Source organism: Streptomyces sp. NPDC058000 (genome assembly GCF_042886435.1).
Lineage (GTDB): Bacteria > Actinomycetota > Actinomycetes > Streptomycetales > Streptomycetaceae > Streptomyces.
Window position 1 is genome coordinate 242,991 of record NZ_JBHVQS010000003.1, and the last position, 22,056, is coordinate 265,046.

Annotated in this window: 17 protein-coding genes and 4 pseudogenes; 11 read left to right on the forward strand and 10 right to left on the reverse strand. The window is 69.6% G+C overall.

Annotation, left to right across the window (positions count from 1 at the left end):
• Nucleotides 1-576 precede the first annotated feature (576 nt).
• The 7 genes from ACFVT2_RS05890 (at nt 577) to ACFVT2_RS05920 (ending at nt 14,018) form a co-directional block, all read left to right on the forward strand.
• Nucleotides 577-6,627, forward strand: coding sequence for an acyltransferase domain-containing protein (locus tag ACFVT2_RS05890; RefSeq protein ID WP_390012644.1), 6,051 nt, complete (start codon nt 577-579; stop codon nt 6,625-6,627).
• Nucleotides 6,624-8,444, forward strand: coding sequence for an amino acid adenylation domain-containing protein (locus tag ACFVT2_RS05895; protein WP_390012646.1), 1,821 nt, complete (start codon nt 6,624-6,626; stop codon nt 8,442-8,444). Before ACFVT2_RS05890 ends, ACFVT2_RS05895 begins: the two co-directional genes overlap by 4 nt.
• A 34-nt stretch (nt 8,445-8,478) precedes the next feature.
• The gene (locus ACFVT2_RS05900; RefSeq protein WP_390012648.1) at nt 8,479-10,263 is read left to right on the forward strand and encodes a beta-ketoacyl synthase N-terminal-like domain-containing protein; all 1,785 of its coding nucleotides are present in this window, start codon (nt 8,479-8,481) and stop codon (nt 10,261-10,263) included.
• A complete protein-coding gene (locus tag ACFVT2_RS05905; protein ID WP_390012650.1) occupies nt 10,260-11,498 on the forward strand; it encodes a cytochrome P450 in 1,239 nt (412 codons plus the stop codon). The genes ACFVT2_RS05900 and ACFVT2_RS05905 overlap by 4 nt, the downstream gene beginning before the upstream one ends.
• Nucleotides 11,498-11,695, forward strand: a complete 198-nt coding sequence (locus tag ACFVT2_RS05910) for an MbtH family NRPS accessory protein (RefSeq protein WP_390012652.1) — start codon at nt 11,498-11,500, stop codon at nt 11,693-11,695. Before ACFVT2_RS05905 ends, ACFVT2_RS05910 begins: the two co-directional genes overlap by 1 nt.
• A 320-nt stretch (nt 11,696-12,015) precedes the next feature.
• Entirely contained in the window at nt 12,016-12,711 is a 696-nt protein-coding gene (locus ACFVT2_RS05915; protein ID WP_390012654.1) for a formyltransferase family protein, read from the forward strand.
• Between the two features lie 632 nt (nt 12,712-13,343).
• Nucleotides 13,344-14,018, forward strand: coding sequence for a hypothetical protein (locus ACFVT2_RS05920; RefSeq protein WP_390012656.1), 675 nt, complete (start codon nt 13,344-13,346; stop codon nt 14,016-14,018).
• Between the two features lie 92 nt (nt 14,019-14,110).
• Here ACFVT2_RS05920 and ACFVT2_RS05925 read toward each other — a convergent pair whose 3' ends face one another.
• The 7 genes and pseudogenes from ACFVT2_RS05925 to ACFVT2_RS05955 form a co-directional block, all read right to left on the reverse strand.
• Nucleotides 14,111-14,728 carry a recombinase family protein gene (locus ACFVT2_RS05925; protein ID WP_390012658.1) on the reverse strand — a complete coding sequence of 206 codons (618 nt, stop codon included), beginning with the start codon at nt 14,726-14,728 and terminating at the stop codon, nt 14,111-14,113.
• A complete protein-coding gene (locus ACFVT2_RS05930) occupies nt 14,673-15,104 on the reverse strand; it encodes a DUF4267 domain-containing protein (protein ID WP_390012660.1) in 432 nt (143 codons plus the stop codon). Before ACFVT2_RS05930 ends, ACFVT2_RS05925 begins: the two co-directional genes overlap by 56 nt.
• 338 nt (nt 15,105-15,442) lie before the next feature.
• Nucleotides 15,443-15,655: pseudogene (locus tag ACFVT2_RS05935) on the reverse strand (DUF1772 domain-containing protein); the annotation flags it as partial.
• A pseudogene (locus tag ACFVT2_RS05940) lies at nt 15,655-15,948 on the reverse strand (transposase); the annotation flags it as partial. The pseudogenes ACFVT2_RS05935 and ACFVT2_RS05940, both read right to left, overlap by 1 nt.
• A gap of 64 nt (nt 15,949-16,012) precedes the next feature.
• Nucleotides 16,013-16,399 (reverse strand): VOC family protein, encoded by a 387-nt coding sequence (locus ACFVT2_RS05945; protein WP_390012662.1) that lies wholly within the window; start codon nt 16,397-16,399, stop codon nt 16,013-16,015.
• A gap of 140 nt (nt 16,400-16,539) precedes the next feature.
• Nucleotides 16,540-16,890 carry an antibiotic biosynthesis monooxygenase family protein gene (locus ACFVT2_RS05950; protein WP_390012664.1) on the reverse strand — a complete coding sequence of 117 codons (351 nt, stop codon included), beginning with the start codon at nt 16,888-16,890 and terminating at the stop codon, nt 16,540-16,542.
• Between the two features lie 181 nt (nt 16,891-17,071).
• A complete protein-coding gene (locus tag ACFVT2_RS05955) occupies nt 17,072-17,521 on the reverse strand; it encodes an anthrone oxygenase family protein (RefSeq protein ID WP_390012666.1) in 450 nt (149 codons plus the stop codon).
• Between the two features lie 91 nt (nt 17,522-17,612).
• On the opposite strand from ACFVT2_RS05955, the gene ACFVT2_RS05960 reads away from it, so the two are divergent.
• Nucleotides 17,613-18,191, forward strand: coding sequence for a TetR/AcrR family transcriptional regulator (locus ACFVT2_RS05960; protein ID WP_390012667.1), 579 nt, complete (start codon nt 17,613-17,615; stop codon nt 18,189-18,191).
• 192 nt (nt 18,192-18,383) lie between these two features.
• Here ACFVT2_RS05960 and ACFVT2_RS05965 read toward each other — a convergent pair.
• Nucleotides 18,384-18,680 (reverse strand): annotated as a pseudogene (locus tag ACFVT2_RS05965) (Tn3 family transposase); the annotation flags it as partial.
• On the opposite strand from ACFVT2_RS05965, the pseudogene ACFVT2_RS05970 reads away from it, so the two are divergent.
• A pseudogene (locus tag ACFVT2_RS05970) lies at nt 18,681-18,776 on the forward strand (IS5/IS1182 family transposase); the annotation flags it as partial.
• Nucleotides 18,777-18,849: 73 nt separating this feature from the next.
• Here the strand turns inward: ACFVT2_RS05970 and ACFVT2_RS05975 are convergent.
• Nucleotides 18,850-19,284, reverse strand: coding sequence for a VOC family protein (locus ACFVT2_RS05975; RefSeq protein ID WP_390012669.1), 435 nt, complete (start codon nt 19,282-19,284; stop codon nt 18,850-18,852).
• A gap of 214 nt (nt 19,285-19,498) precedes the next feature.
• Nucleotides 19,499-20,359 carry an SDR family oxidoreductase gene (locus ACFVT2_RS05980; RefSeq protein WP_390012671.1) on the reverse strand — a complete coding sequence of 287 codons (861 nt, stop codon included), beginning with the start codon at nt 20,357-20,359 and terminating at the stop codon, nt 19,499-19,501.
• A 97-nt stretch (nt 20,360-20,456) separates the two neighbouring features.
• Between ACFVT2_RS05980 and ACFVT2_RS05985 the strand changes: the two genes are divergently transcribed.
• Both ACFVT2_RS05985 and ACFVT2_RS05990 read left to right on the forward strand, forming a co-directional pair.
• The gene (locus tag ACFVT2_RS05985) at nt 20,457-21,185 is read left to right on the forward strand and encodes a TetR/AcrR family transcriptional regulator (RefSeq protein WP_390012673.1); all 729 of its coding nucleotides are present in this window, start codon (nt 20,457-20,459) and stop codon (nt 21,183-21,185) included.
• A 48-nt stretch (nt 21,186-21,233) separates the two neighbouring features.
• Nucleotides 21,234-21,851: a glycosyltransferase gene (locus ACFVT2_RS05990; RefSeq protein WP_390012675.1), complete on the forward strand. Its 618-nt coding sequence runs from the start codon at nt 21,234-21,236 to the stop codon at nt 21,849-21,851.
• Nucleotides 21,852-22,056 lie beyond the last annotated feature (205 nt).

Genomic DNA, 22,056 nt, shown 5'->3' on the forward strand with positions numbered 1-22,056 from the left:
CAAGCTCGCCGTATTCCAGCTTCGCCGACGAGACCATCGCGGCGCCGAGTACAGCCGGGGGCGGCCCGGTAAGCGCGTTCCAGCTGTAGCAACGGCGCGGACCCGTAAGCAGCGAAAGCGGTCAAAGGGCCGACCAGGTGCGGCTGTGAAGGCGCGAGTCGGTCCGTAACCGGCTGCGAGCCGCGGATGCGCGACCACTCGGACAATCTTCGAAACCCCTGATCATCAGCGTGCGATGGCCTATTCGCGTGTGTGGTGGCGCGTTTGTTGTTTCCTCTCGGTGTCAGGCGGAACGGCTTTGACGGACCGCAGGCCCACCTATGTCCTGTGCAAGTACGGCACTTGACGCGGCGGAGTGAAAATCCGCTTCGCAAACCATTCCCATGGCCAGCTTTCTGAGCACTGACTGACCATTTTGAGAGCCGCCGACGCCGGCCGTGTGGACCGGCACGGCCGCATGCGCGTCGAGCCACCACAATCCCGCTGCTGTTGCGTGGTTGACGGAGTTCGAGAGCCTTCAAACCGCCGGTGGCAACCTCTACCAGCCCCTTCCATCCGCCCTGCCGAGGAGGCGAAATGCCCCAAGAGCGCGGAGCGCGCAGTGTGCGCGCCGTAACAGATTTCCTGCTTTCTCGCGTCGTTGAGCTGCTGGACGTGTCCAAGGACGCGATGGATCGCTGGGCGCCGATGCACAAGTACGGCCTGGACTCGGTGAAGGCCGCGACCCTTGCCGCCTCGTTGTCCGAATTCCTCGGCTGGAAAGTTCCGGTCACCTGGATGTGGCAGTACCCGACCATCGACGAACTGTGCCGGGCACTCGTCGACGGTCCACGTGCCGCGGAAACCGCCGCCCCGAGCACCGATCGCCGCGTGGCCTCGCACGAGCCCATCGCGATCGTGGGCATCGGCTGCCGGTTCCCGGGCGGACCGGACCCGTCCGCGTTCTGGCAGCTGCTGACCGAGGGCCGCGACGCCGTCGGCCCGGTGCCGGCCGCGCGGCGCGAGCTCCTGCGTGACACGGCGCGTTGGGGCGGGTTCATCGACGACATCGACCAGTTCGACCCGCTGTTCTTCGGCATCTCGCCCCGGGAAGCCGTCCAGATGGACCCGCAGCAGCGCCTGGTGCTGGAACTGGCCTGGGAGGCGCTGGAGGACGCGGGTGTCGCGCCCCTCAGCCTCGTCGGCAGCGACACCGGCGTGTTCATGGCCTCCTGTTGGGGCGACTACGCCGCGTTGGCGCACTATCGCGGTCCCGACAGCCAGATCACTCCGCACACCGCGACCGGCATGCACGACGGCATCATCGCCAACCGCGTCTCCTACATCCTCGGCTTACAAGGCCCGAGCATGGCCATCGACGCCGCCTGCGCCGGATCGCTGGTCTCGGTGCACCTGGCATGCCAGTCGCTCTGGATGGGCGAGAGCGACCTGGTGCTAGCCGGCGGCGTGAACCTGAGCTTCGTCTCCGACTACTACACCGCCATGGACCAGATGGGCGCGCTCGCCCCGGACGGCCGCTGCAAGTCATTCGACGCCCGCGCCAACGGCTACGTCCGCGGCGAGGGCGCCGGGGTCGTCGTACTCGCCCCGCTGAGCGTGGCGCTCGAACGCGAGCTGCCGGTGTACTGCCTGCTCAAGGGCAGCTCGTCCAACAACGACGGTCTGAGCAACGGTATGACCGCGCCGAACCCTCAAGCGCAGGAGCTGATGCTCCGCACCGCGTACCGACGGGCCGGCATCGCACCGTCCCTCGTGGACTACATCGAGTGCCACGGCTCCGCGACGCCCCTCGGCGACCCGATCGAGGCCAATGCCATCGGCGCGGTCCTGGGCGGCGACCGCCAGGCGGCGCTGCGGCTCGGTTCCGTCAAGTCCAACGTCGGGCACCTGGAGGCGGCAGCCGGCATCGTCGGCCTGGTCAAACTCGCGCTGTCGATGCGCAACGGCGTGCTGCCGGCGAGCCTGCACTACGCCACCCCGAACCCGCAGATCCTGTTCGACGAGTACAACCTCACGGTTCAGGACCGGCTGACTGCCTGGCCGCGACGGTCCGACGCGCGCCGCGGGGGCGTCAGCTCGTTCGGCTTCGGCGGCGCGATCTGTCACGTCGTCGCCGAGGAGCTGCCGCGCCCCGAGGGCTCGCTCCTCCTGCTGGCCGAGGACTCCGCGGAGGCGCTGGCCGAGCGGGCCGTGGCGCTGCGCGACGAGCACGACCTGCGGGCGATCTGCCGGCGGCCGTCCGGCGACGGCAGGTTCCGGCTCGCGGCCGCCGCCCGCGATATGACCGAGCTCAGGGCGCAGCTGGATGCCTTCACCGCCGGCACGACGGCTTCCGGGCTGAGTGTCGGAGAGCAGACCGAACGCCCGCCACGGGTGGCGTTCCTGTTCTCCGGCAACGGTTCGCAGTGGGTGGGCATGGGCCGGCAACTGCTCGCCGGGATGCCCGTGTTCCGACGGTCCATGATGCGCTCCGACAAGCGGATGCGGGAGCTGCTGGGCTTCTCGCTCGTCGACCAACTGCTGGCACCCGACGGCCGCCTCGACGACATGGACGTCTTCCAGCCGCTGCTGTTCTGCATACAGGTCGCGCTGGCCGATGCCTGGCGCTCGCTGGGGGTGCAGCCGGACGTCGTCGTGGGACAGAGCGTCGGCGAGTTCGCCGCCTCCCACATCGCCGGTGCACTCGACTTCGAGGACGCCTCCCGGCTGGCCGCCGGCCACGGCCGGCTCCTCCAACAGCTGGCCGTCGGACGCGGCGAGGGCATCGTGGTCACGGCCGGTGCGGACGTCGTCAAGCAGTACCTGACCGGCCAGCTCACGGTGTCCGGCTACAACGGCCCGAACTCCACGCTGGTCACCGGCACACCGCAGGAGATCGACGGACTCGTCCAGCGGATGACCGACGAGGGCCTCACGACCCATCGGGTGCGGATGGGCCACGCACCGCACTCGCCGCTGGTCGACCACGTCCTCGCCCCGCTGCGGGCCGAACTCGCCGACATCAGGCCCCGGACCACGCGCATCCCGATGATCTCGACGGTCACCGGCGAACTCGTCGACGGTGCGGAGCTCGGACCGGACTACTGGGCGAACAACCTGCGTTGGGAAATCCAGGTGGTCGACGCCCTGACGACCCTGCGCGACCACGACATCGACGCGGTGATCGAACTCAGCCCGCATCCCGTACTGCTCAAGTCCGTGGCGGAGATCCTCACGGCCACCACCCTGCCCTCGCTCCGACGCGGTAACGACGAAGCCTGCACCCTGCTGGGCTCGCTCGGCGCGCTGTTCGCCGCCGGCCACCCCGTCACGGCGGGCCCGTTCCTCGCGGGTGACCGGGGACGACACGTCACGCCGAGCCAGGCCGGCCTCGCGGCCGACGAACAGGTGCACCTCGTACCCGTCACGGCGCACTCGGCGGCTGCGCTGGCCGACACCTGCCGTGAGCTGTCCAACCATGTCGAACGGGACGCCGGACTGCGGGTTTCCGACCTCGCCTACACGCTGGCGACCAGGCGCACCCACCAGAACCACCGGATCGCGCTGTTCGCCCGCAACCGTCAGGACGTCCTGGACGGACTGGCCCGGGTCGCCGCTGGTCAGCCGCACCCCGATGTCGTCACAGGCACGGTCGTCGGCAACAGCGACCGGCGAGTGGCGCTGGTGTTCTCCGGCGGCGGCACCCAATGGGTCGGCATGGGCCGGGAGCTCATGCGCTCGCACACCGGCTTCCGCACATGGATGCACGCCTGCGACGCCGCCGTGCGCGCGGCCGGCGGCTGCTCGGTGCTCGATCAGCTCGACGCCCCGAAGGACCGGGCCAGGTTCGAGGAAATGGACTTCCAACAACCCGTCCTGTTCGCCCTCCAGGTCTCACTGGCGAAGGTCTGGCTCGACCTCGGTGTCCAACCGACCGCCGTCATCGGGCACAGCCTGGGCGAGGTCGCGGCCGCATGCGTGGCCGGCGCACTGTCGTTGGACGACGCTGCCCGCGTCGTGGTCGCCCGGTCGCACCTGCTCGAACGGAAAGCGGCCCCCGGCGCCATGATCTCGGTCGACCTGCCGGAGCAGGAGCTGCTGCCGAGACTCGCCACCTACGCCGAGCACGCGGCCATCGCCGTGGTCAACAGCCCCACCAGCGCGGCGGTCTCCGGTTCGCCCGAGGCCGTCCGCGCCCTGGAGGCCGACCTCCGGCGGGACGGGATCTCGACCAGGAACATCCGGGTCGAACGGCCGGTGCACAGCCCCGGCATGGATCCGCTGATCCAGCCCCTGCGCGAACTCATCGACGGCATCACCCCGTCGACCGGCACCATCGACTTCTACTCCACGGCACTGGCCGACACGGTGAACCCGGTCGTCGATGTCGACTACTGGGTGCACAACCTGCGCAACCAGGTCCGGTTCGCCGAGACGATCGGTGCGCTGGTCGACGAGGGGGTCGGCACCTTCGTCGAGATCGGCCCGCACGAGACGTTGCGCGGCGCGGTCGAGGAGATCGCGCTGACCCGCGGTGCCGGTGTGCACGCGATCAACTCCCTGCGGCGCGACGAAAGTGACCTCCACTGCCTGCTGGGGGCCGCCGCGTCGCTGTACGTCAGGGGTATCCCGTTGACCTTCGACTCGTTGTTCGCCGACGACGTCGAGGTCGTGGAGACCCCGCTCGTGCAGTGGCAGAAGGACCGCTACTGGCTGGACACCACGCCGCGCGTCGAAGCCGCGCCGGCACCGGTCGTCGAGACCGTGGCCCGGCCGGTGGCCACCACCGCACCCGTGGCCACGACCGTGCCGAACAGGTCGGTGGCGGAGGTCGTCCTCGGCGAGATCGCCGACGTGTTGGGCGTGCCGGAGCACAGGTTCCACGAGGGCGCGAGCCTGCGCGACTTCGGCCTTGACTCGATGCTGGCGATCCGCCTGGTCAACAGGGTGCAGTCGCTGTTCGGGCAGCGGGTGTCGCCGGTGGTGTTCCTCGACGGCCGGACCGTCTCCGAACTCCTCGACCACCTCGCGGAGGTCATCGGCGGGCCGACCGCGCCCGCGGCGGTCGCGCCGGCACCGCCCACGGCGGCCGAGCCGGCACGGACGCCGGATGCACAGCCGACGGCGATGGCCGAGCCGCCACCGGCGCCCGGGGCCGAGCCGACCCGGACGCTCCTCGACGAGCTGTCCGAAGTGGACGCCGAAGAGCTGGTGGACGAACTGGCCGCACGCGGGCTGCTGGACCCCACCGACGCACCCGCGCTCGACCAGCTGCGCGCCGACGGTCTCGGCCTCGAACTGGCACCGGCGTCCCACGGCCAGTCCTCGCTGTGGTTCATGCAGCAGATCGCACCGGACGCCGTGCCCTACAACTTCATGGTGGCCGCCCGGATCCGGACCGCGGTCGACGAAGAGGCGCTCGATCGCGCCGTGGGGGCCGTGATGGAACGGCATCCCGCACTGCGCACGATCTTCGTCGAGGCGGGCGGCAGTCCGTACCAGGTCATCCTCGACGAGCCGGTGTACGAGTTCCTCGTCGTGGACAGCGCGCACCTGGATGACGAAGCGGCCCGCGAGGAACTCGCCGCGCACGGGCACGTACCGCTGGACGTGGACAACGGACCGCTGGTGCGCGTGGTGCTGATGACGCGTGGGCCGGCGGACCACTACCTGCTGGTACTCGTACACCACATCGCGTCGGACGCGGCGTCGGCCGACGTGATGATCCGCGAACTCCAGGAGTTCTACGAGGGCGCCGACCCCGCCGACAGCAAGCCGGTCGCCCCCTACACGGACTTCGTCGAATGGGAGCGGCAGTGGCTGGCCGGCCCGGCGGCCGACGCCGCACTGAGCTGGTGGTCGCAGCAACTGGCCGACCCACCCGCCCACCTCGACCTGTCCGCCATGGAGCGCCCGCCCGGCGTCACCTACGAGGGCCGCGACCTCACGTTCCGCTGGAGCGCCGAGGAGACCCGCCGGCTCCGGGAGTTCGCGGTGCGCGAAGGCGTGTCGCTCAGCACCGTCGCGCTGGCCGGCTTCTTCGCCACGCTCAACCGCGCGGTCGGCGTCGAGGACTCCGTGCTGGCCACCGCCATCGCCCAACGCGCCGAACCCGGCTGGGAGTCCGCCATCGGCTACTACCTGAACACGGTGCTGGTGCGTGCGAAACCGGCCGGTGACCGCAGTTTCCGAGAGCTGCTGCACGAGGTGCACACGTTCTCGCTCGGCCTGCTGGAGCACATGAACTACCCCCTCGACCTGCTGGCGTCCACCTTGAAGCCACCGAGGGCCGAGGGCCGCTCCCCATGGTTCGACGTCGTGCTCAACTGGCTGTCCTCGGAGGCCTTCCCGCGCTCCGTCAAGCTCTTCCACGGCATCGGCGACACCCTCGCCCCCGACAGCGCCCTGCCGCTCGAACCACTGCCCGTACGCAGGCACCTCGCCAAGTTCGACCTGGAGATCTCGATGGCCGACGTCTCCGGCGAAGTGGTCGGCCACGTCCAGTACAAACCGAGCTACCTGGAGAAGCAGACCGTGACGGCACTGCTCACGCTCTACCGCACCGTGCTCTTCGACTCGATCGCCCACCCCGACCTGGCACTCGACGAGATCACGCCGGGCGGTCGTCCCGAGGAGACGGACCAGTGACCCAGACCCTGTACACCGAGTTCGTCGAACAAGCCGACAAGAACCCGGACGCCACCGCGGTCTACTCCGACGCCGGCGTCCTGACCTACCACGACCTGAACGAGCAGTCCCGTGCACTGGCCGAACGGCTCGTCGCCGAGGGCGCCGGCCCCGGTGTCCCGGTCGGCATCTGCGTCGAGCGCACGCCCCACCTGCTCGTCGGCATCCTGGCCATCCTGCGCACCGGCTCCTGCTACGTGCCGCTGGACCCGAGGTATCCGGCCGGACGGCTGACCTTCATGGTCCGGGACAGCGGGACCCGCCTGCTGCTGACCACGCCCGCGTCCCGGGCCAACTGCCCGGCCGGTCCGACCGTGGTCGTGCTGGACGGGACCGTGACCACCGAGCCCGGCGAGCGGCCCGTACCGGTCGTGCCCGCCGACACCGCGTACGTGATCTACACCTCGGGCTCCACCGGCCAGCCCAAGGGCGTGGCCGTCCGGCACAGCGGCTGCGTCGCCATGCTGTCCGAAATGGACCGGTCCCTCGCCGACTGCGACCTGAGCGGTGTCTCCGCGGCCAGCTCGATCTGCTTCGACATGTCCGTGATGGAGATCTTCCCCGCACTGTGCCGCGGCGGCGCCGTCGTGCTGGTGGAAAGCGCCGTCCACCTGCCCGAGAGCCCGCACCTCGACAAGATCACCCACCTCCACGCCATCCCGTCGGTGATGAACTCCCTGCTCGACGCCGGCAGCCTGCCCCCGAACCTGCGCACGGTCGTGTTCGGCGGCGAGCCCCTGCGGCGCAAACTGGTGGACCGGGTGTACCAGGAGACCGGCGCCGACCGGGTCTTCAACGCCTACGGCCCCACCGAAGGCACCGTCTTCTGCACGTTCGGACCGGTGCCGAAGGACGGGACCGGCGAGCCCACCATCGGCTCGCCGTCGATCAGCGCCCGGGTCTACGTGCTCGACGAGAACCTCAAGCCGCTGCCGGCCGGCGTGCCCGGTGAGCTGTACCTCGGCGGCGCGGGCCTCGCCCACGGCTACGTCAACCGGCCGCGCACCACCGTCGAACGGTTCGTGCCGGACCCGTTCCTGGACGGCGAACGCATGTACCGTTCCGGCGACGTCGTCCAGTTGACCGACAACGGTGAGCTTGAGTTCGTCGGCCGCACCGACAACCAGGTCAAGGTGCGCGGCCACCGCATCGAGTTGGAAGAGGTCGAGGCCCGGCTGACCGGCTGCCCCGAGGTCCGGGAAGCCGCCGCTGTCGTACGGGGCCGCAGACTCATCGGCTACGTCGTGTCCGAGGGCGACCGCCGGGACGGTGTCTGGCTGGACGCCGAGCTCCAGACCACCATCACCGGCAAGCTCGCCGCCGAGCTGCCCGAGTACATGGTGCCTGGGACGATCGTGTTCCTGACCGCGCTCCCGCTGACGCCGGGCGGGAAGCTCGACCGCGCCGCACTGCCCGAGCCGCCGGCCGCCGACACCGGGCGTCCCGTGACGGCCGCCGGCACGCCGACCGAGGTGGCACTGTCGGAGATCTGGGGCCAACTGCTCGATCTCGAACCGGCGAACATCGATGTCCGGGCCGCCTTCTACGACCTCGGCGGCGACTCGCTGCTGCTCGTCCGATTGGCCAGGCTGATGACCCGGCGGTTCGACCGCCGCGTCCGCGTGCCCGACCTCTTCAGCTTCCGTGACATCTACTCCCTCAGCCGCTGGCTCGACGACGAGAGCGGCGCCACCCCCGAGGTGGTCCAGTCGGCTCGCCGCCGCGCCACCGTCCGCCGCGCCGCGCTGCGTGGCCGCGCCGCCTCCACCGGCAACTGAGTCACCACCCACTCCACTTGAGCAGGAGCCTTTCATGTCCGACAGTCCAGAGCAGGACTACGACCCGGGCGACGTGGCCGTCATCGGCATAGCGTGCAAGTCACCCGGCGCCCGCACCAAGGAACAGTTCTGGGACAACCTCGTGCACGGCAGGGAGTCCGTGACGTTCCTGGCCAAGGACGAGATCAAGGTCGACGAAACCCTGATCAACAACCCGTTCTACGTGCCGGCCTGCGGCACGCTCGACGGGTACGACGAGTTCGATCCGTCGGTGTTCGGGATCAGCGACCGGATGGCGGCCGCGATGACCCCGGAGAACCGGCTGTTCGTCGAGAGCGCGTGGGAGGCGCTTGAGGACGGCGGCTACGACCCGGACCGGGTCAAGGGCGAGGTGGGCATCTACGGCGCCAACAACCCGCAGACCGCCGCACTTTACAGCTCCCCGCCGGACCGGGTGTCGGTCGGCCCCGAGGCCATCGAGCACGGCCTGGCGTGGTCGCCGGACACCATGACCTCCAACGCGCTGTACTACCTGGGGCTGACCGGTGAGGCCGTCACCGTCGCCACCGCCTGCGCCGGCTTCCACTACGCCGTGCACCTGGCCTGCCAGTCACTGCTGCTCGGCCAGACCGACATGGCGATCGCCGGTGGCGCGATGGTCCGCCTGCCGCACCCCCGTGGCCATCTGTGGGAGGAAGGCCGCATCCTGTCCAAGGACGGCCACTGCCGCCCGTTCGACGCCAACGGCACCGGCGCCGCGCTGTCCAGCGGTGTCGCCACGCTGCTGCTCAAGCCGCTGGCGGAGGCCGTCGCCGACCGCGACCACATCTATGCCGTGGTCAAGGGCTCGGCCATCAACAACAACGGTGTCAGCGCGATGGCCTACGGTCTGGCACAGCCCGAGCGGCTGAGCGCGTGCATCGCCAACGCCATGCAGGTCGGCGGTGTCACTCCGGACACCGTTTCCCTGTACGAGGCCAACGGTCTCGGTCTGCCGATGACCGACGAACTCGAAGTGCACGCGGTGAGCATGGCGTTCGGCAAGCAGACCGGCACCTGCTCGATCGGCGCGGTCAAGAGCAACGTCGGCCACGGCGGTGTGGTGGCAGGCGGCTTCGGTGCAGTGAAGGCCACGATGGCCCTGTACCACAAGCAGTTGGCACCGACGATCAACCTGACGGACGTCAACCAGGACATCGACTTCCCCAGCACCCCGTTCGTGCCGCAGCTGGAGTTGGCGGACTGGGAGCCGGCGGCCGGCATCCGCCGGGCGGGCATCACCGCGATCGGTGGCGGTGGCTACAACGCGCACCTGGTGCTGGAGGAGCCGCCGGCCGTCGCCGAGCGGGCCCCCGAGGCCGTCGACCGGCCTCGCCTGGCCACCCTGTCCGCCCTGGACGACGAAGCACTGGCTCGTCAGCGCACGAGGCTGAAGGACTGGCTGGTCGCCAACCCCGACCTGCGTCTGGACGACGTCTGCTTCAGCCTCAACCTGGGCCGCAAGGTGATGGGTCACCGGTGGGCGGCCGTGGTCCGCAGCCGTGCGGAGCTGATCGAAGCGCTGTCCGCCGACTCCCCCCGCGGCCTGGTCGCCGCGACCGGTGCTGCGCCGCAGGTGGACGCGGATTCCCTGGGCCGCAACGACAACGGGATCGTGCCGGCCGGGAAGGACGGCCAGGCACTGTTCGACCTCGCCGCCGCCTGGGTGACCGGCCAGCGGGCGGACTTCGACTCGCTGCACCAGGGGGAGGCCAGTCACCGGGTGTCGCTGCCCACCTACCCGTTCCAGCCGCGTCGGTTCTGGCGTACGGACTGGTGACCGTGACCACACCAGCACTGGACACCATGGATCTGGGCGCCCCGAACACGTTCGCGGACCACGACCTCGGCGCGTTCTGGCGCACCCTGCGGGACACCGCCCCGGTGCACTGGAACCCTCCGGTCGACGGCCGCCGGGGGTTCTGGGTGGTCTCCCGCTACGACGACATCATGGCCGCCTACCGGGACGACGTGAACTTCACGTCCGAGCGCGGCAACGTGCTCGTCACGCTGCTGGGCGGCGGTGACGCCGGTGCCGGCCGGATGCTGGCCGTCACCGACGGGCACCGGCACCACGAGTTGCGCAAGATTCTCCAGCGGGTGCTCTCGCCGAGGGTGCTCAGCGAGGTCGCGGCGGCGGTGCGGGTCAACACCCGGCAGCTGATCCGCGAGGCGGTCGAGGCCGGTGGCTGCGACTTCGCCGAGCAGATCGCCAGCCGGATCCCGATGACCACGATCTCCAACTTGCTCGGCGTGCCCGAGCAGGACCGGGAGTACCTGCTCGCCCAGACCAAGACCGCGCTGTCGACCGACGCCGAGGACGTCGACGAACTCGACTCCGAAATGGCCCGCAACGAGATCCTGTTGTACTTCATGGACATGGTCGAGGAGCGGCGCGAGTCGCCGGGCGACGACGTGATCAGCATGCTGGTCGGCAGCTCCATCGACGGTGTGCCACTGTCCGACGAGGACATCGTGCTCAACTGCTACAGCCTGATCATCGGCGGCGACGAGACCAGCCGGCTGACGATGATCGACAGCGTCCACACGCTCGCGGCCCAGCCCGAGCAGTGGCGCCGGCTCAAGCACGGCGAGGTCGCGATCGACACCGCCGTGGACGAGGTGTTGCGCTGGGCGTCACCCACCATGCACTTCGGGCGCACTGTGGTCCGCGAGACCGAACTGCACGGCGTACAGCTGCGACCGGGCGAGATCGTCACGCTCTGGCACGCCTCCGGCAACCGGGACGAGCGGATCTTCGAACGGCCCGACATGTTCGACCTCGGCCGCACCCCCAACAAGCACCTGGCCTTCGGCTACGGTCCGCACTTCTGCGTCGGCTCGCACCTGGCCAAGGTGGAGATCTCCGAACTGCTCATGGCGTTACGGGACTTCACGGCCGGATTCGAGCAGACCGGTGAGGCGCTGCGCATCCGGTCCAACTTCCTGACCGGGTACTCCACGCTGCCGGTGCGGTTCCGGCCCGACCACTCCGGAAGGAAAGAGGTCGACTGATGAGCGGCAACCCCTTCGACGGCGGTGCGGGCGACTGGCTGGTCGTGGCGAACGCCGGCGGACAGCACGCACTGTGGCGGCCGCACCTGGAGGTGCCCAAGGGCTGGCGGATCGTCTACTCCGGCCCCGGCCGTGACGGTGCCCTCGACTACGCCGAACAGCACTTCACGGCGACGGCGCAGACACCCACTCCCTGAACTCACCTCCGCTGACCCCTCCAACAAACGTCGCGGCCGCGCGTGACCGTCCGCACCTCGTGGGCACATGCAAACAAGGGACACGCGGGACCCAGAGCGAAGCGATGTGCTCCTGTCCACTTGCCTACCGGCCCTGGCCGGACCGACCTCCGAGCCGAGGGCCTGCCTGTGGGCTCGGCTGAACCGATCGACAACAAGCCGCAGGCGAGAACGGACTGGTGCCCGGCACCGGAGCCGCATTCAGCTGTTCCTGTGCCTCGTTGGAGCGCTCTCTCACCCGTACTGAACAGACACCCGACCAGCAACTGCCGGGAGCGCGAGTGAACATCTACATTTCAGGACAGGGAGCATTCGCGGTGCAGGTCGCGGATGCCCTGTCGGACGAAGGGCACCGGATCGCGGGCGTAGCCGCCCCCCGGCTGCGCAAGGGGCATTCCGACGACAGCAACGCGTTGTCCTGGGACCGCCTGCGCTCCTGGGCGTACCCCAGGAGCATCCCATGGACGGATTCGGCCGAGCTGCGCGCGATGCACATCCCGGACGGGGTGGACCTCATCGTCGCGGCACACTCCCACGCCTTCATCGGCCGCCAGACACGTGCCAGGGCCGCCGTCGCGACCATCGGCTATCACCCCAGCCTGCTGCCGTTGCACCGCGGCCGGGACGCGATCCGATGGACGGTCCGCGACGGTGACAAGGTAACGGGCGGGAGCGTCTACCACCTCACCGAGCGGACCGACGCCGGCCCGATCGCCGCACAGGAGCACCTGTTCGTGCCCCCGGGCTCGACCGCACAGAGCCTGTGGCGCGAGCACCTGGCCCCGCTCGGCGTGCGGTTGCTGGTGCGGGTGGTCGCCGACCTCACCGAGGACAGGCGGATCGAGGTCCCGCAGGACGAGAAGATGGCGACCTGGGAGCCGGCAATGGACACACCACCACTCTTCAAACCCGAACTCATCGCACTCCCCGGAACGGCGTTCGTCGACGGCAGCAAATGGGCACTCCACGCGCGATGAGGACATGACCAACTGGGCTTGAAGCGCGGGGCCGACTGCGTGGACCGTCGACGTGCCTGACAGTCGACCCGCCGGGAGCCCCGGCCCGCCCTCCGGCGTGGCCCCGGCCGCCGAGCCGAACAAAAGGCGCCTGACAGGCGAAAGCCCAGGTCAGGCGCCTTTTCTCGGGGCTCTAGAAGAACCCGACCTCCTTCGGCGAGGAGGAACTGTTGCATGGCCTCGACTTTCGGTGACGGTCACTGTCCAGCGCTCGTCGTGAGAATCAACTGGTGTCGTTGGAAGCGAGGTCGTCTGGGGGGTGCCGCAACGAGCCGATAGCGGATTGCGCGCTCAGTGCGATCGAAGTCCGTGCTCTCTCTATGGGGCGCCAGGGCACGCTCCTACGGGCCTTGGCTCTGCGAGTGTGACCTTCCGGCCGGTCCGCGCTGCCCTTCGGATCTCTTCCAGCATCCCGTGCCGCCGGACCGCGAATCGAAAGTCGGGAACGCTCTCCTCGTCCGACACAAGGCTCCCGGTGATCACCAGGGGAGGCCGAACGGCCTGCGTGACGGACTTTCCGGCAGGCGGCCGTTGGAGACGACCACGGCCACGAGAGTCGGCCCTCTGATACGTTCCAGGACCAAGGGGTCGACATGGATGAGGCTTCGAAAGCGCGCGACGAACTGGACCGGCTGGGCCGGTCCCTGCGCGGGCAACTGGTCGCGCTGATCACCGATTTGACCGTTCGTGTCCACCTCCGCCAGCTGTCCCTCGACGAGCCGAAGGTTGCCGACCGGCGCGAGCCGCTGCGCTACCACTATTCGACGGGGTACCAAGGCAATCGTCCGGCGACCGCCACCGCTGCCGAGACGGCCTCCCGTGCGGCCTTCCTCCTCCGCGCGGCCGGTTGGGACGTCACGGCGTCACAGGAGGATGACGACGGGATGCTCTGGATAGTGGTCGTCGCTCACCGGGATGGCAACGGCATCCGCGTCCTGACGAGCGACGACACACCCGCCGTGGTGTTCCGCGGACAGACGCCGGCGCTGGCACTGTCCCCGCCGCAACCAGTCCAGCAGCCGGAGCCGGTGCGAGCGCCGGAGACCATCACACCTGGTTACGTCCTCTGCTACGAGTGCGACGGCCTCGGCTGGTGTCCCGGATGCGGTGGCCGCGGGTGGGTGCTCGGCCAGTCCCACCGGAGGAGCCGATGCAGGGAATGCGGCACAACGAAGGTCTGCCCTATCTGCCGGGGTGAGGGTCAGTTGAACGCCTCCAGTTTGTCGCCGTACCAACGCGGCTACTACCCGGGACTGGACCGACACTGACTGAGAAGTCCTCCAGCCCCACCGGTCCACCACCCTCCGCGGCGTTCGGAACAACGGAACAGCGGTTGGCGCTAAGCGATTGATCTTGCTGGCTACTCAGTCTGTGCGGACTGGAGGATCTGGTCCTGGAGGCGCTGGCGGAGGGTGACTTCCTCCGAGGTGAGCGCATCGGCTGGCCGCCGGATGCGGACTCGGCGGGGGCGGGGGATGTCGTCGACGTCCTGAAGGTCGGCGAAGTCGGCGCGTGCCGCCGCGACGGCTTCGGGGTACGCCTCCTTCTTCTCGTGTTCGGCGAGTGTGCGGTAAATGCTCGCGACGCTGGGGGCCTGGCCCGCTGGGGTCGTACATCCCTGGCACAGGGGCCCGGCGGGCATCTCCAAGGCCAGGCCGTGGGCAGTGAGGTGGTCGGCGAGTGCGGTGAGTTCGGCGGCGTCGCGGCCCAGGCGCTTCATCTCGTACACGGTGAAGATGACCCGGCAGTGCGGGGCGTGGGCCTTGATCTGGCGGGTGAGTGCGAGCGCGGCCTCGAACTGGGGGCGGACCCGAACGCGGGTGCTGATCTTCTCGGAGAACGCCTTGTCGCGCGGGATGCCGTGCTTGGCGAGCGCGTCGAGCTGGGACTGGAGTTCCTGATTGAGCGTCGAGCACCTCGCGTTAGGCGGGTTGCGGGGCGGGCGTTGCCGGAGCGGCCGCGACCTTGCGGGTCTCACGCATTATCAGCAGGCCGTTGACCACCATCAGTGTCGCGGTCAGGCAGTGGACGCCGAGCGCGGTGGCCACGGAGCCGTGGTGGGCCAGCACGGTGGTCATGTCGCCGTACGCGGCGAGGGCCTCCACCAGCAGCGCCCAGGCCAGCGCCCGGCGGTGGCCCGTCACCAGCAGGATGCCCAGGACCAGGGCCAGGACGACGTCGCGGATTCCCTTGATGATCAGGAAGCCGTCGCCGTCGCCGTCGCCGGACGGCCAGCTCGGCAGGCCGAAGCCCGGTGCCGTCGTCTCCGGGCTCAGGATGAACTCCGACCCGAACCAGAGGATGAAGAGGATGAAGGCGGCGGCCAGGACGGTGTTGATCTTCTTCAGCGACATTGTTCTTCTCCTTGCGAGTCTTCGTCGGCTTGGTGAGCTTCGTGGAGCTTGCTGAGTCGTGTGGGGCCTGATCAGGCCGCGCGGACGCGGCTGTTCGAGGGGCGTTGTTTGTCGGGATCGCCGTTGTGGGATCTGATCGGCAGCTGCATTCCCGGATGTCGGGATTTCGGTGGCCGGCTGCCGCCCGGGGAGTGGGGATTGTGCGCCACCGGCGCGGCGTCGGCTCGCGGCGTCGGCTCGCGGGGTCAGTAATCCGAAGCCCTGTCGGGCTCACCCCGACGGGGCGAAAGCCGTCGATAGAACGGGGCGAATCAGCGCATGTCGGGGCGGCTTTGCTATCAGGTGAGAGCGGCGACCAGCAGGGCGAAGGCGGCGATGATGACGGCGACGCGGACGTAGTGGAAGCGTTCCCAGCGCTTCATCTGCTGCTTCCAGTCGGCGGGCCGGTTGTCAGGGGTCCACGTCTTGTTCCGGTTGTTGATCGGGACGAGCAGCAGGAGCGACATGATCACGCTGAGGATCAGCAGCGCGGCGGCGGTGACGATGAGGCCGGGATGAACTGGTCGCTGGAGCGCCCGTTACGCCCGTGGACGTGACAGAAGAGCCGCACTGTCGAGCACGGCGCGTCCGAGCGCAGCCACGGTGACATGTCGACGGCCAGGACCAGCCGGCCGTCCGGAGAGCGCGGCACTGGCAGCCCGCCCAGCGGCACCCGCAGCCGGTCGACGTCGATGCAGCCCCGGTTGAGATCGCCGTACGGCCCGCCGTGCCCCCGTCGGTGTTCGGGCAGCAGCGTCAGATCGACCGGTGACGTCACCGGACCGTCCGCGCACATCACCGCGTCGGTCGCGACTACGAACGCGATCCCGCCACCGGCGAAGCCATGATCCGCTGAGCCGCCATCGGCCTCACGACCCGGTGCCGCCCGGGGTGAGGAGTTCCATGAGATGTCCGTCGGGGTCACGGAAGTAGGTGCCCCTGCGGCCTTCGGTGTGCTTGCTGTGATAGATCTGCCCAATTTCTTGGCATGCGGGATCGCCGTAGTGGGTGATTCCGCCGTGCTGGATGCGGGCGAGGGCGGCACCGAACTCCTGCTCGCCGAGCATGAACGCGTAGTGGTGTGGCTCGAATTCGTCCAGCTGGTCGTAGTCCAGGCTGACCTGGTTGGCCAGCGTGACCGGCCTGAAGTGCGCCACCGGCGGACCGACACTCAGGCCGAGGATTTCGGCCAGGAACTGCGCCGAGGCTTGCGGGTCACGGGCGGGGACGATGGTGTGATTCAGCTCCACGGTCATGGTGACTCCTCTTCAGGGACGGGGCTACGCATGGTGGGGTGCTCGGCGGCCTTGGCGGCCCGGCATGGTGCGTGGATGCGTGACTGGCGGGGGGAGGACAGGGCTTCTCCGGCTGCCCTCCCTCGGCTACAGCTGCTGTGTCATATGTCGATCTGCTCGAAGATGTGCGGGTACGACACGATGTCGTCAGGGGACTCGGCCACCATGTGCTGGAACTCCGGGCTGCCGAACGCCGTGGCGAGAGCCTGGGTCGACTCCCAGACCGCGACGTTCATCAGAAGTTGACTGTCCGCCGTTCCCTTGTGCATCTGCAGGGAGACGAATCCCGGCTGAGCCTTCATGAACTCCGCCTGCCTCCGAAAGAGGGTCAGGAACGCTTCAGTCCTCTCCTTCGGAACGACGAAGGTGTTGGCCAGGACGATGGGCCCGGTCTTCTCCTTGAACTGCGCGAACATCGGCGTATTCGGGTCGAGACTCTGCAGCTTGGCCATTCTCGGCACTTCCTCTCGCTATCGGTCAGTGGGTGTCGCTGGCGCCCGCGTCCGGGGGATACCAGCGGAGGTCGCGGGTGTTGGTGTCCGGGTCCTGGATGTAGATGGAGGTGGCGGTGCCGCACTTCGGGCGCACGGCCGAGCGGTTGCGGCTGACGACCGGGCGGGTGAGTCCGCGGGCTCAGATGAGGGCGGCGACCAGCAGGGCGAAGGCGGCGATGATGATGCCGACGCGGACGTAGTGGAAACGGTCCCAGCGGTTCATCTGCTGCTTCCAGTCGGCGGGCCGGTTCTCGGGGGTCCACGTCTTGTTCCGGTTGTTGATCGGGACGAGCAGCAGGAGCGACATGATCACGCTGAGGATCAGCAGCGCGGCGGCGATGACGACGAGGCCGGCGCCGGGGCGGTGCCATCCTGCGATGGCCCAGACCGCGACGAGGATGAGCGAGCCGATGTACCAGAACGGCATCACGGCGCCGAGCATCCGGCCCCCGTGGGCGCGGCCGAGTTGGCCACTGTCCTCGGGGAGGGCGTTGAAGATCGGGTTCATGACGAAGGCGACGGAGAACTCCACCCCCACCATCACGCCGACGACCACGGTGGTGACGACCTCAAGTGCGTCGAGAAGCATGATGACCCCTCCTGGGATCTAGCGCCGCTAGCTGATGAGCCAACGCTAGTGCTACTGCCGCTCGATTGTCTAGCGGTGCTACGATCGAATCATGTCGGTACAGGAACGCAAGCAGCGCGAACGGGCGGAGCGCGAGCGCCTCATCGTGGCGACAGCCCGCGAACTCGCCGAGCAGCAGGGCTGGGACGCGGTCACCACCCGCCGGCTCGCCGAACGCATCGAGTACAGCCAACCCGTCCTCTACAGCCACTTCCGCGGCAAGCGCGAGATCATCGGCGCCGTCGCCCTGGAAGGCGCCACCGAGATGGCCGCGGCGGTGCGGGCCGCGACCGCCGCCGCGGACGGCCCGCGCGCCCGGGTCACCGCCCTGGCCCGCGCCTACCTCGACTTCGCCGCACACAACCCGGCGGTCTACGACGCCCTGTTCCAGCTCGACGGCGGCCTGGCGTACGCGCAGGAGGACACCCCGGAGCCACTGAAGGACGCCTTCGCCGCGCTGCTGGAGAGCCTGGGCGCGGTCGCCGGGGACGGCGTCCACCCGGGGCTGTTCACCGAGACGTTCTGGGCAGCCCTGCACGGCCTTGCGACCCTGACCCGGGCAGGACGGCTGCCGCCGGCGGAAGCCGAGCGGAGGATGGAACTGCTGGTGGACCGGCTCGCCGTGATCTGACACACCGTCCCGGCGGGCACGCAGCCGGGGCCCTCGATCCCCGCCGCTGCCTGCCTGCGGCAACGCTTTCGGTCACTCGCGTCCACACGGCGCAGCCGCAGATCGTCGGGCCCCGTACCCCAGACGGGCCCCCGCCCCGGAAGCAGCTGCGATGCTCATTGAGCACGACCCGATACGCGCCCTGACGCCGCGTCATTCGCCGGTGCCCTCGTCGTCCTCGTCGAGGTGGACGGTCGCCGGGTCACGCAGTGGGCGCAGGCCCTCGCGTGGCGGGCGGGCGGCGAAGCTGTAGCGGCCCAGGCAGTTGAGGTCGGCGTGCTTCGGCGGGGAGACCCGGGCCACGTCCTCGTCCAGGACGTCATGCTCCCGCTCGTCGGGCGGCAGGGCCCGCAGGTGGTCGACGGTGGCGTCGAGGTGGCGCATTGTCCAGAGCGCGGCGGCATTGAGGACCAGGCCGAGCGCGCCGAGTTGGTCCTCCTGCCCCGTCCTGCATGGAAGATCCTTCGTGACTGCCGCCTGAAAGGCGACGGCGGTCACGCCGCCATGCTCGGCATCGCCCGGCTGCACAACCTCGCCCTCGCGGGGGCAACTCCCGCCCCATACGAGACCAGAGAGGCCCAAGGGAGGCGGCTCCCCACCTCCCCGGCTCGGAGAATGTTCAGTCGATACAGAACTCGTTGCCCTCGATGTCCAGCATCGGGATGCACGACTCGTTTTCCTCATCGGCGTACAGCGTTTGCACGTGGGTCGCACCGAGCGCAACCAGTCGTGCGCACTCGGCTTCGAGCGTGGCGAGGCGCTCGTCCCCCACGAGCCCGGTGCCGACCCGGACGTCGAGATGCACCCGATTCTTAACGATCTTGCCTTCGGGGACGCGCTGGAAGTACAGGCGCGGGCCCACGCCTGAGGGATCACTGCAGGCGAACCATGATCCCTGCTTCTCAGGAGGCAGGGTGAGGTTGAAATCGTCCCAGGTGCTGAACCCCTCCGGTGGCGGCGGTATGACGTACCCCAACACTTCACACCAGAAGCGAGCGAGGCGCTCAGGTTCTGCGCAGTCAAAGGTGACCTGGAACTTCTTGATCGCTGACATCGGCGCACCGTACCGCGTACCAGCGGAACTCTGCCGCTCATTTCCCCAGGCGGATCCGCCCGTCACCCGTCGCATCCTGAGCCGCCTTGGACACCAGGTGATCAAACCGGACAGTCCACGAGAACGACGCGAGAAGTCGGCCGGAGATGACGAGAGTGCGGAGGCCCACTACCGCGAGGCCGCCGGCCGGGGCCGTCTGTGCGCCCCACTGGATCTATTCGGCCCAGGCACGCTCCAGTTGGGTGCGGAAGGTGGTGGGCTCTCGCCTGATCAGTTCGGCCAGCGTCGAGTCGACAGCGGTGAACTCGCCGTTGCGCGCCGCGGCGAAGATGCTCAGCATCAGGTCGGCGATCGGGGCCCGGGCGCCGTGCGCCAGGGCCTGCTCGCGGAAGGCGTCGTCGGGGACGACGGTGCGGGTGAAGGGCCGTCCGGTGGTCTGGGACGCGATCTCGGCGACGGTGTCGAAGTCGAGCGCCGCCGGGCCGGTGAGCGGCGGGGTGGGCCCCTCGAAGCGGGCCTCCTCGGCGAGGATCACCGCGGTGGCCTCGGCGAGGTCGTCGTGGCCGGTCCAGGCGACGGGGCCGTCGGCGGGGAGGGCGATGTCGCCGGTGTGGCGGGTGGACTCCAGGAACTGCAGGGCGCTGGAGGCGTAGAAGCCGTTGCGCAGCGCGGTCCAGGGCAGGCCGGTGGCACGCAGCAGGTCCTCGGTCTGGGCGTGGTCGCGGCATGCCTGGAAGCGGGCGTTGTGGGCGGCGCCCATCTGGCTGGTGTAGAGGATGCGGCCGACGCCGGCCTGCACGGCGGCGTCGATGGCGGCGCGGTGGCCGCTGACGCACTCCTGGCCGGTGCGGTCGAGGGAGACGAGGAGCAGTTGCTCGGCTCCCTCGAAGGAGTGCACGAGCGAGGCGGGGTCGTCGAAGCTGCCCTGGCGGACGCGGACGCCGCGGCCGGCGAGGTCCTGGGCCTTGCGGGGGTCGCGGACGCTGACGCCGACGCGGTCGGCGGGGACGCGCTGCAGGAGGCGCTCGACGGTGCGGCGGCCGAGCTTTCCGGTGGCTCCGGTAACGATGATCATTGGTTCTCCCGACACTGTTTCCACTGTTTCCGATGGAATCATTCTAACGATAACACTGGAAATTCCGGTGGAACCAGATCCTCGGTATCATCGGTTCATGGCTACGCGCGACTCAACCGACAGCCCTCGGCGCCGCATCGTCGAGGCAGCCGTCGAGCTGCTGGAGAACGGCGGCCCTGACGCGGTGAGCACCCGCGCGGTCGCCGCCGCGGCCGGAATGCAGCCGCCAGCGATCTACCGCCTCTTCGGCGACAAGGAGGGGCTCCTCGAGGCCGTCGCCGAGCATGGCTACGCGCAGTTCCTGGAGAGAAAGCGCGCGCAGCTCGACCCCGCCCCGCAGGACCCGGTGCAGGAGCTGCGCCGCGGCTGGGACATGGTGGTCGAGTTCGGGGTCTCCCGCCCCGAGTTGTTCGCGGTGATGAACCGGACCACCGGCCGGGGATCGGACGCAGCACACCGCGCGGGCCTGGAGATCCTCCACGGCCGGGTGCGTCGACTGGCGGCCGGGGGCTGGCTACGGGTCGACGAGGAGCTGGCCGCCCAGATCATCCAGGCAACCGGCCAGGGCGCGGTCACCACTTGGCACTCCACCCCCACGGACCGCCGCAATCCGGCGCTGTTGACCGTCCTGCGGGAGTCCATGGTCGCGGCCGTCACCCGCGCCGAACCGACGGTCCCCGCCGCGGAGTCCGGTCCCGCCGCGGCGGCCCGCGCGCTGCGCGCCGCCCTCCCCGACGACGCCGACGTCCTGAGCGACGCCGAGCAGCGCCTGCTGCGTGAGTGGCTCACGCGCCTGGCGGCAGACGGTGGCGCGCCGCATGCCTGATCGCGCGTCAGGCGCCCTCGCGCAGGTTGAACCTCCCGAGGAGAGATCGTGGTCTCGCGCCCGGCGGACTGGCCGTCCCAGGTCGAAGTCGCGGGTTACTGGTGGCCCGCCCGGCCACACGGTTGGCGGCCCCCGGCCGAGCTTGTCGATTTCCTCCAGGCCGGTCCACCCCCGGTGTTCATCGGGTTCGGCAGTATGGCGCCGGGCCAGGGGGAACGGCTCGGCGAGCTGGTGACGGCGGCGGTCGCCCGGACGGGGATGCGCGCGGTGGTGCAGGCGGGGTGGGCCGGACTGGGCGCAGTCGGGGACGACGTCCTGGCGATCGGCGACCTCCCGCACGACTGGCTGTTCCCTCGCACAGCCGCCGTCGTCCACCATGCCGGGGCGGGCACCACCGCAGCGGGATTGCGCGCCGGAGTACCCGTCGTGCCGGTACCTGTCATGGCCGACCAGCCGTTCTGGGCAGCCCGACTGCACCGGCTTGGAGTCGCCCCCCGACCGCTGCCGTTCCATGAGCTCACCGCCGAAGCCCTCGGGGCGGCGATCACTGCCTGTGTGACCGAGCCGGCCCACCGGCAGCGAGCGGTCGAGCTCGCGAGCCGCATCACCGCGGAGGACGGCGCCGCCGCAGTGCTCGCCCGCGTCGGCGTCGCAGGCGACGGCTGAGGACCGTCAGTCCCATACCGGCCAGCGCCGGGCCGATCGCGGCGACGATCCAGCGGACGACGAGATCGGCGAAGCCCTTGAACTGCTATGGGGCATCACGGTAATCACAGCGGCTGAGCGGCTGCCGGAGCCGGAGGAGCCTGTGATCGCGGTGAACTCGCCGCGCAGCAACGTGCCGCCCTCCGGCACCGGCCGGCACCGCCGA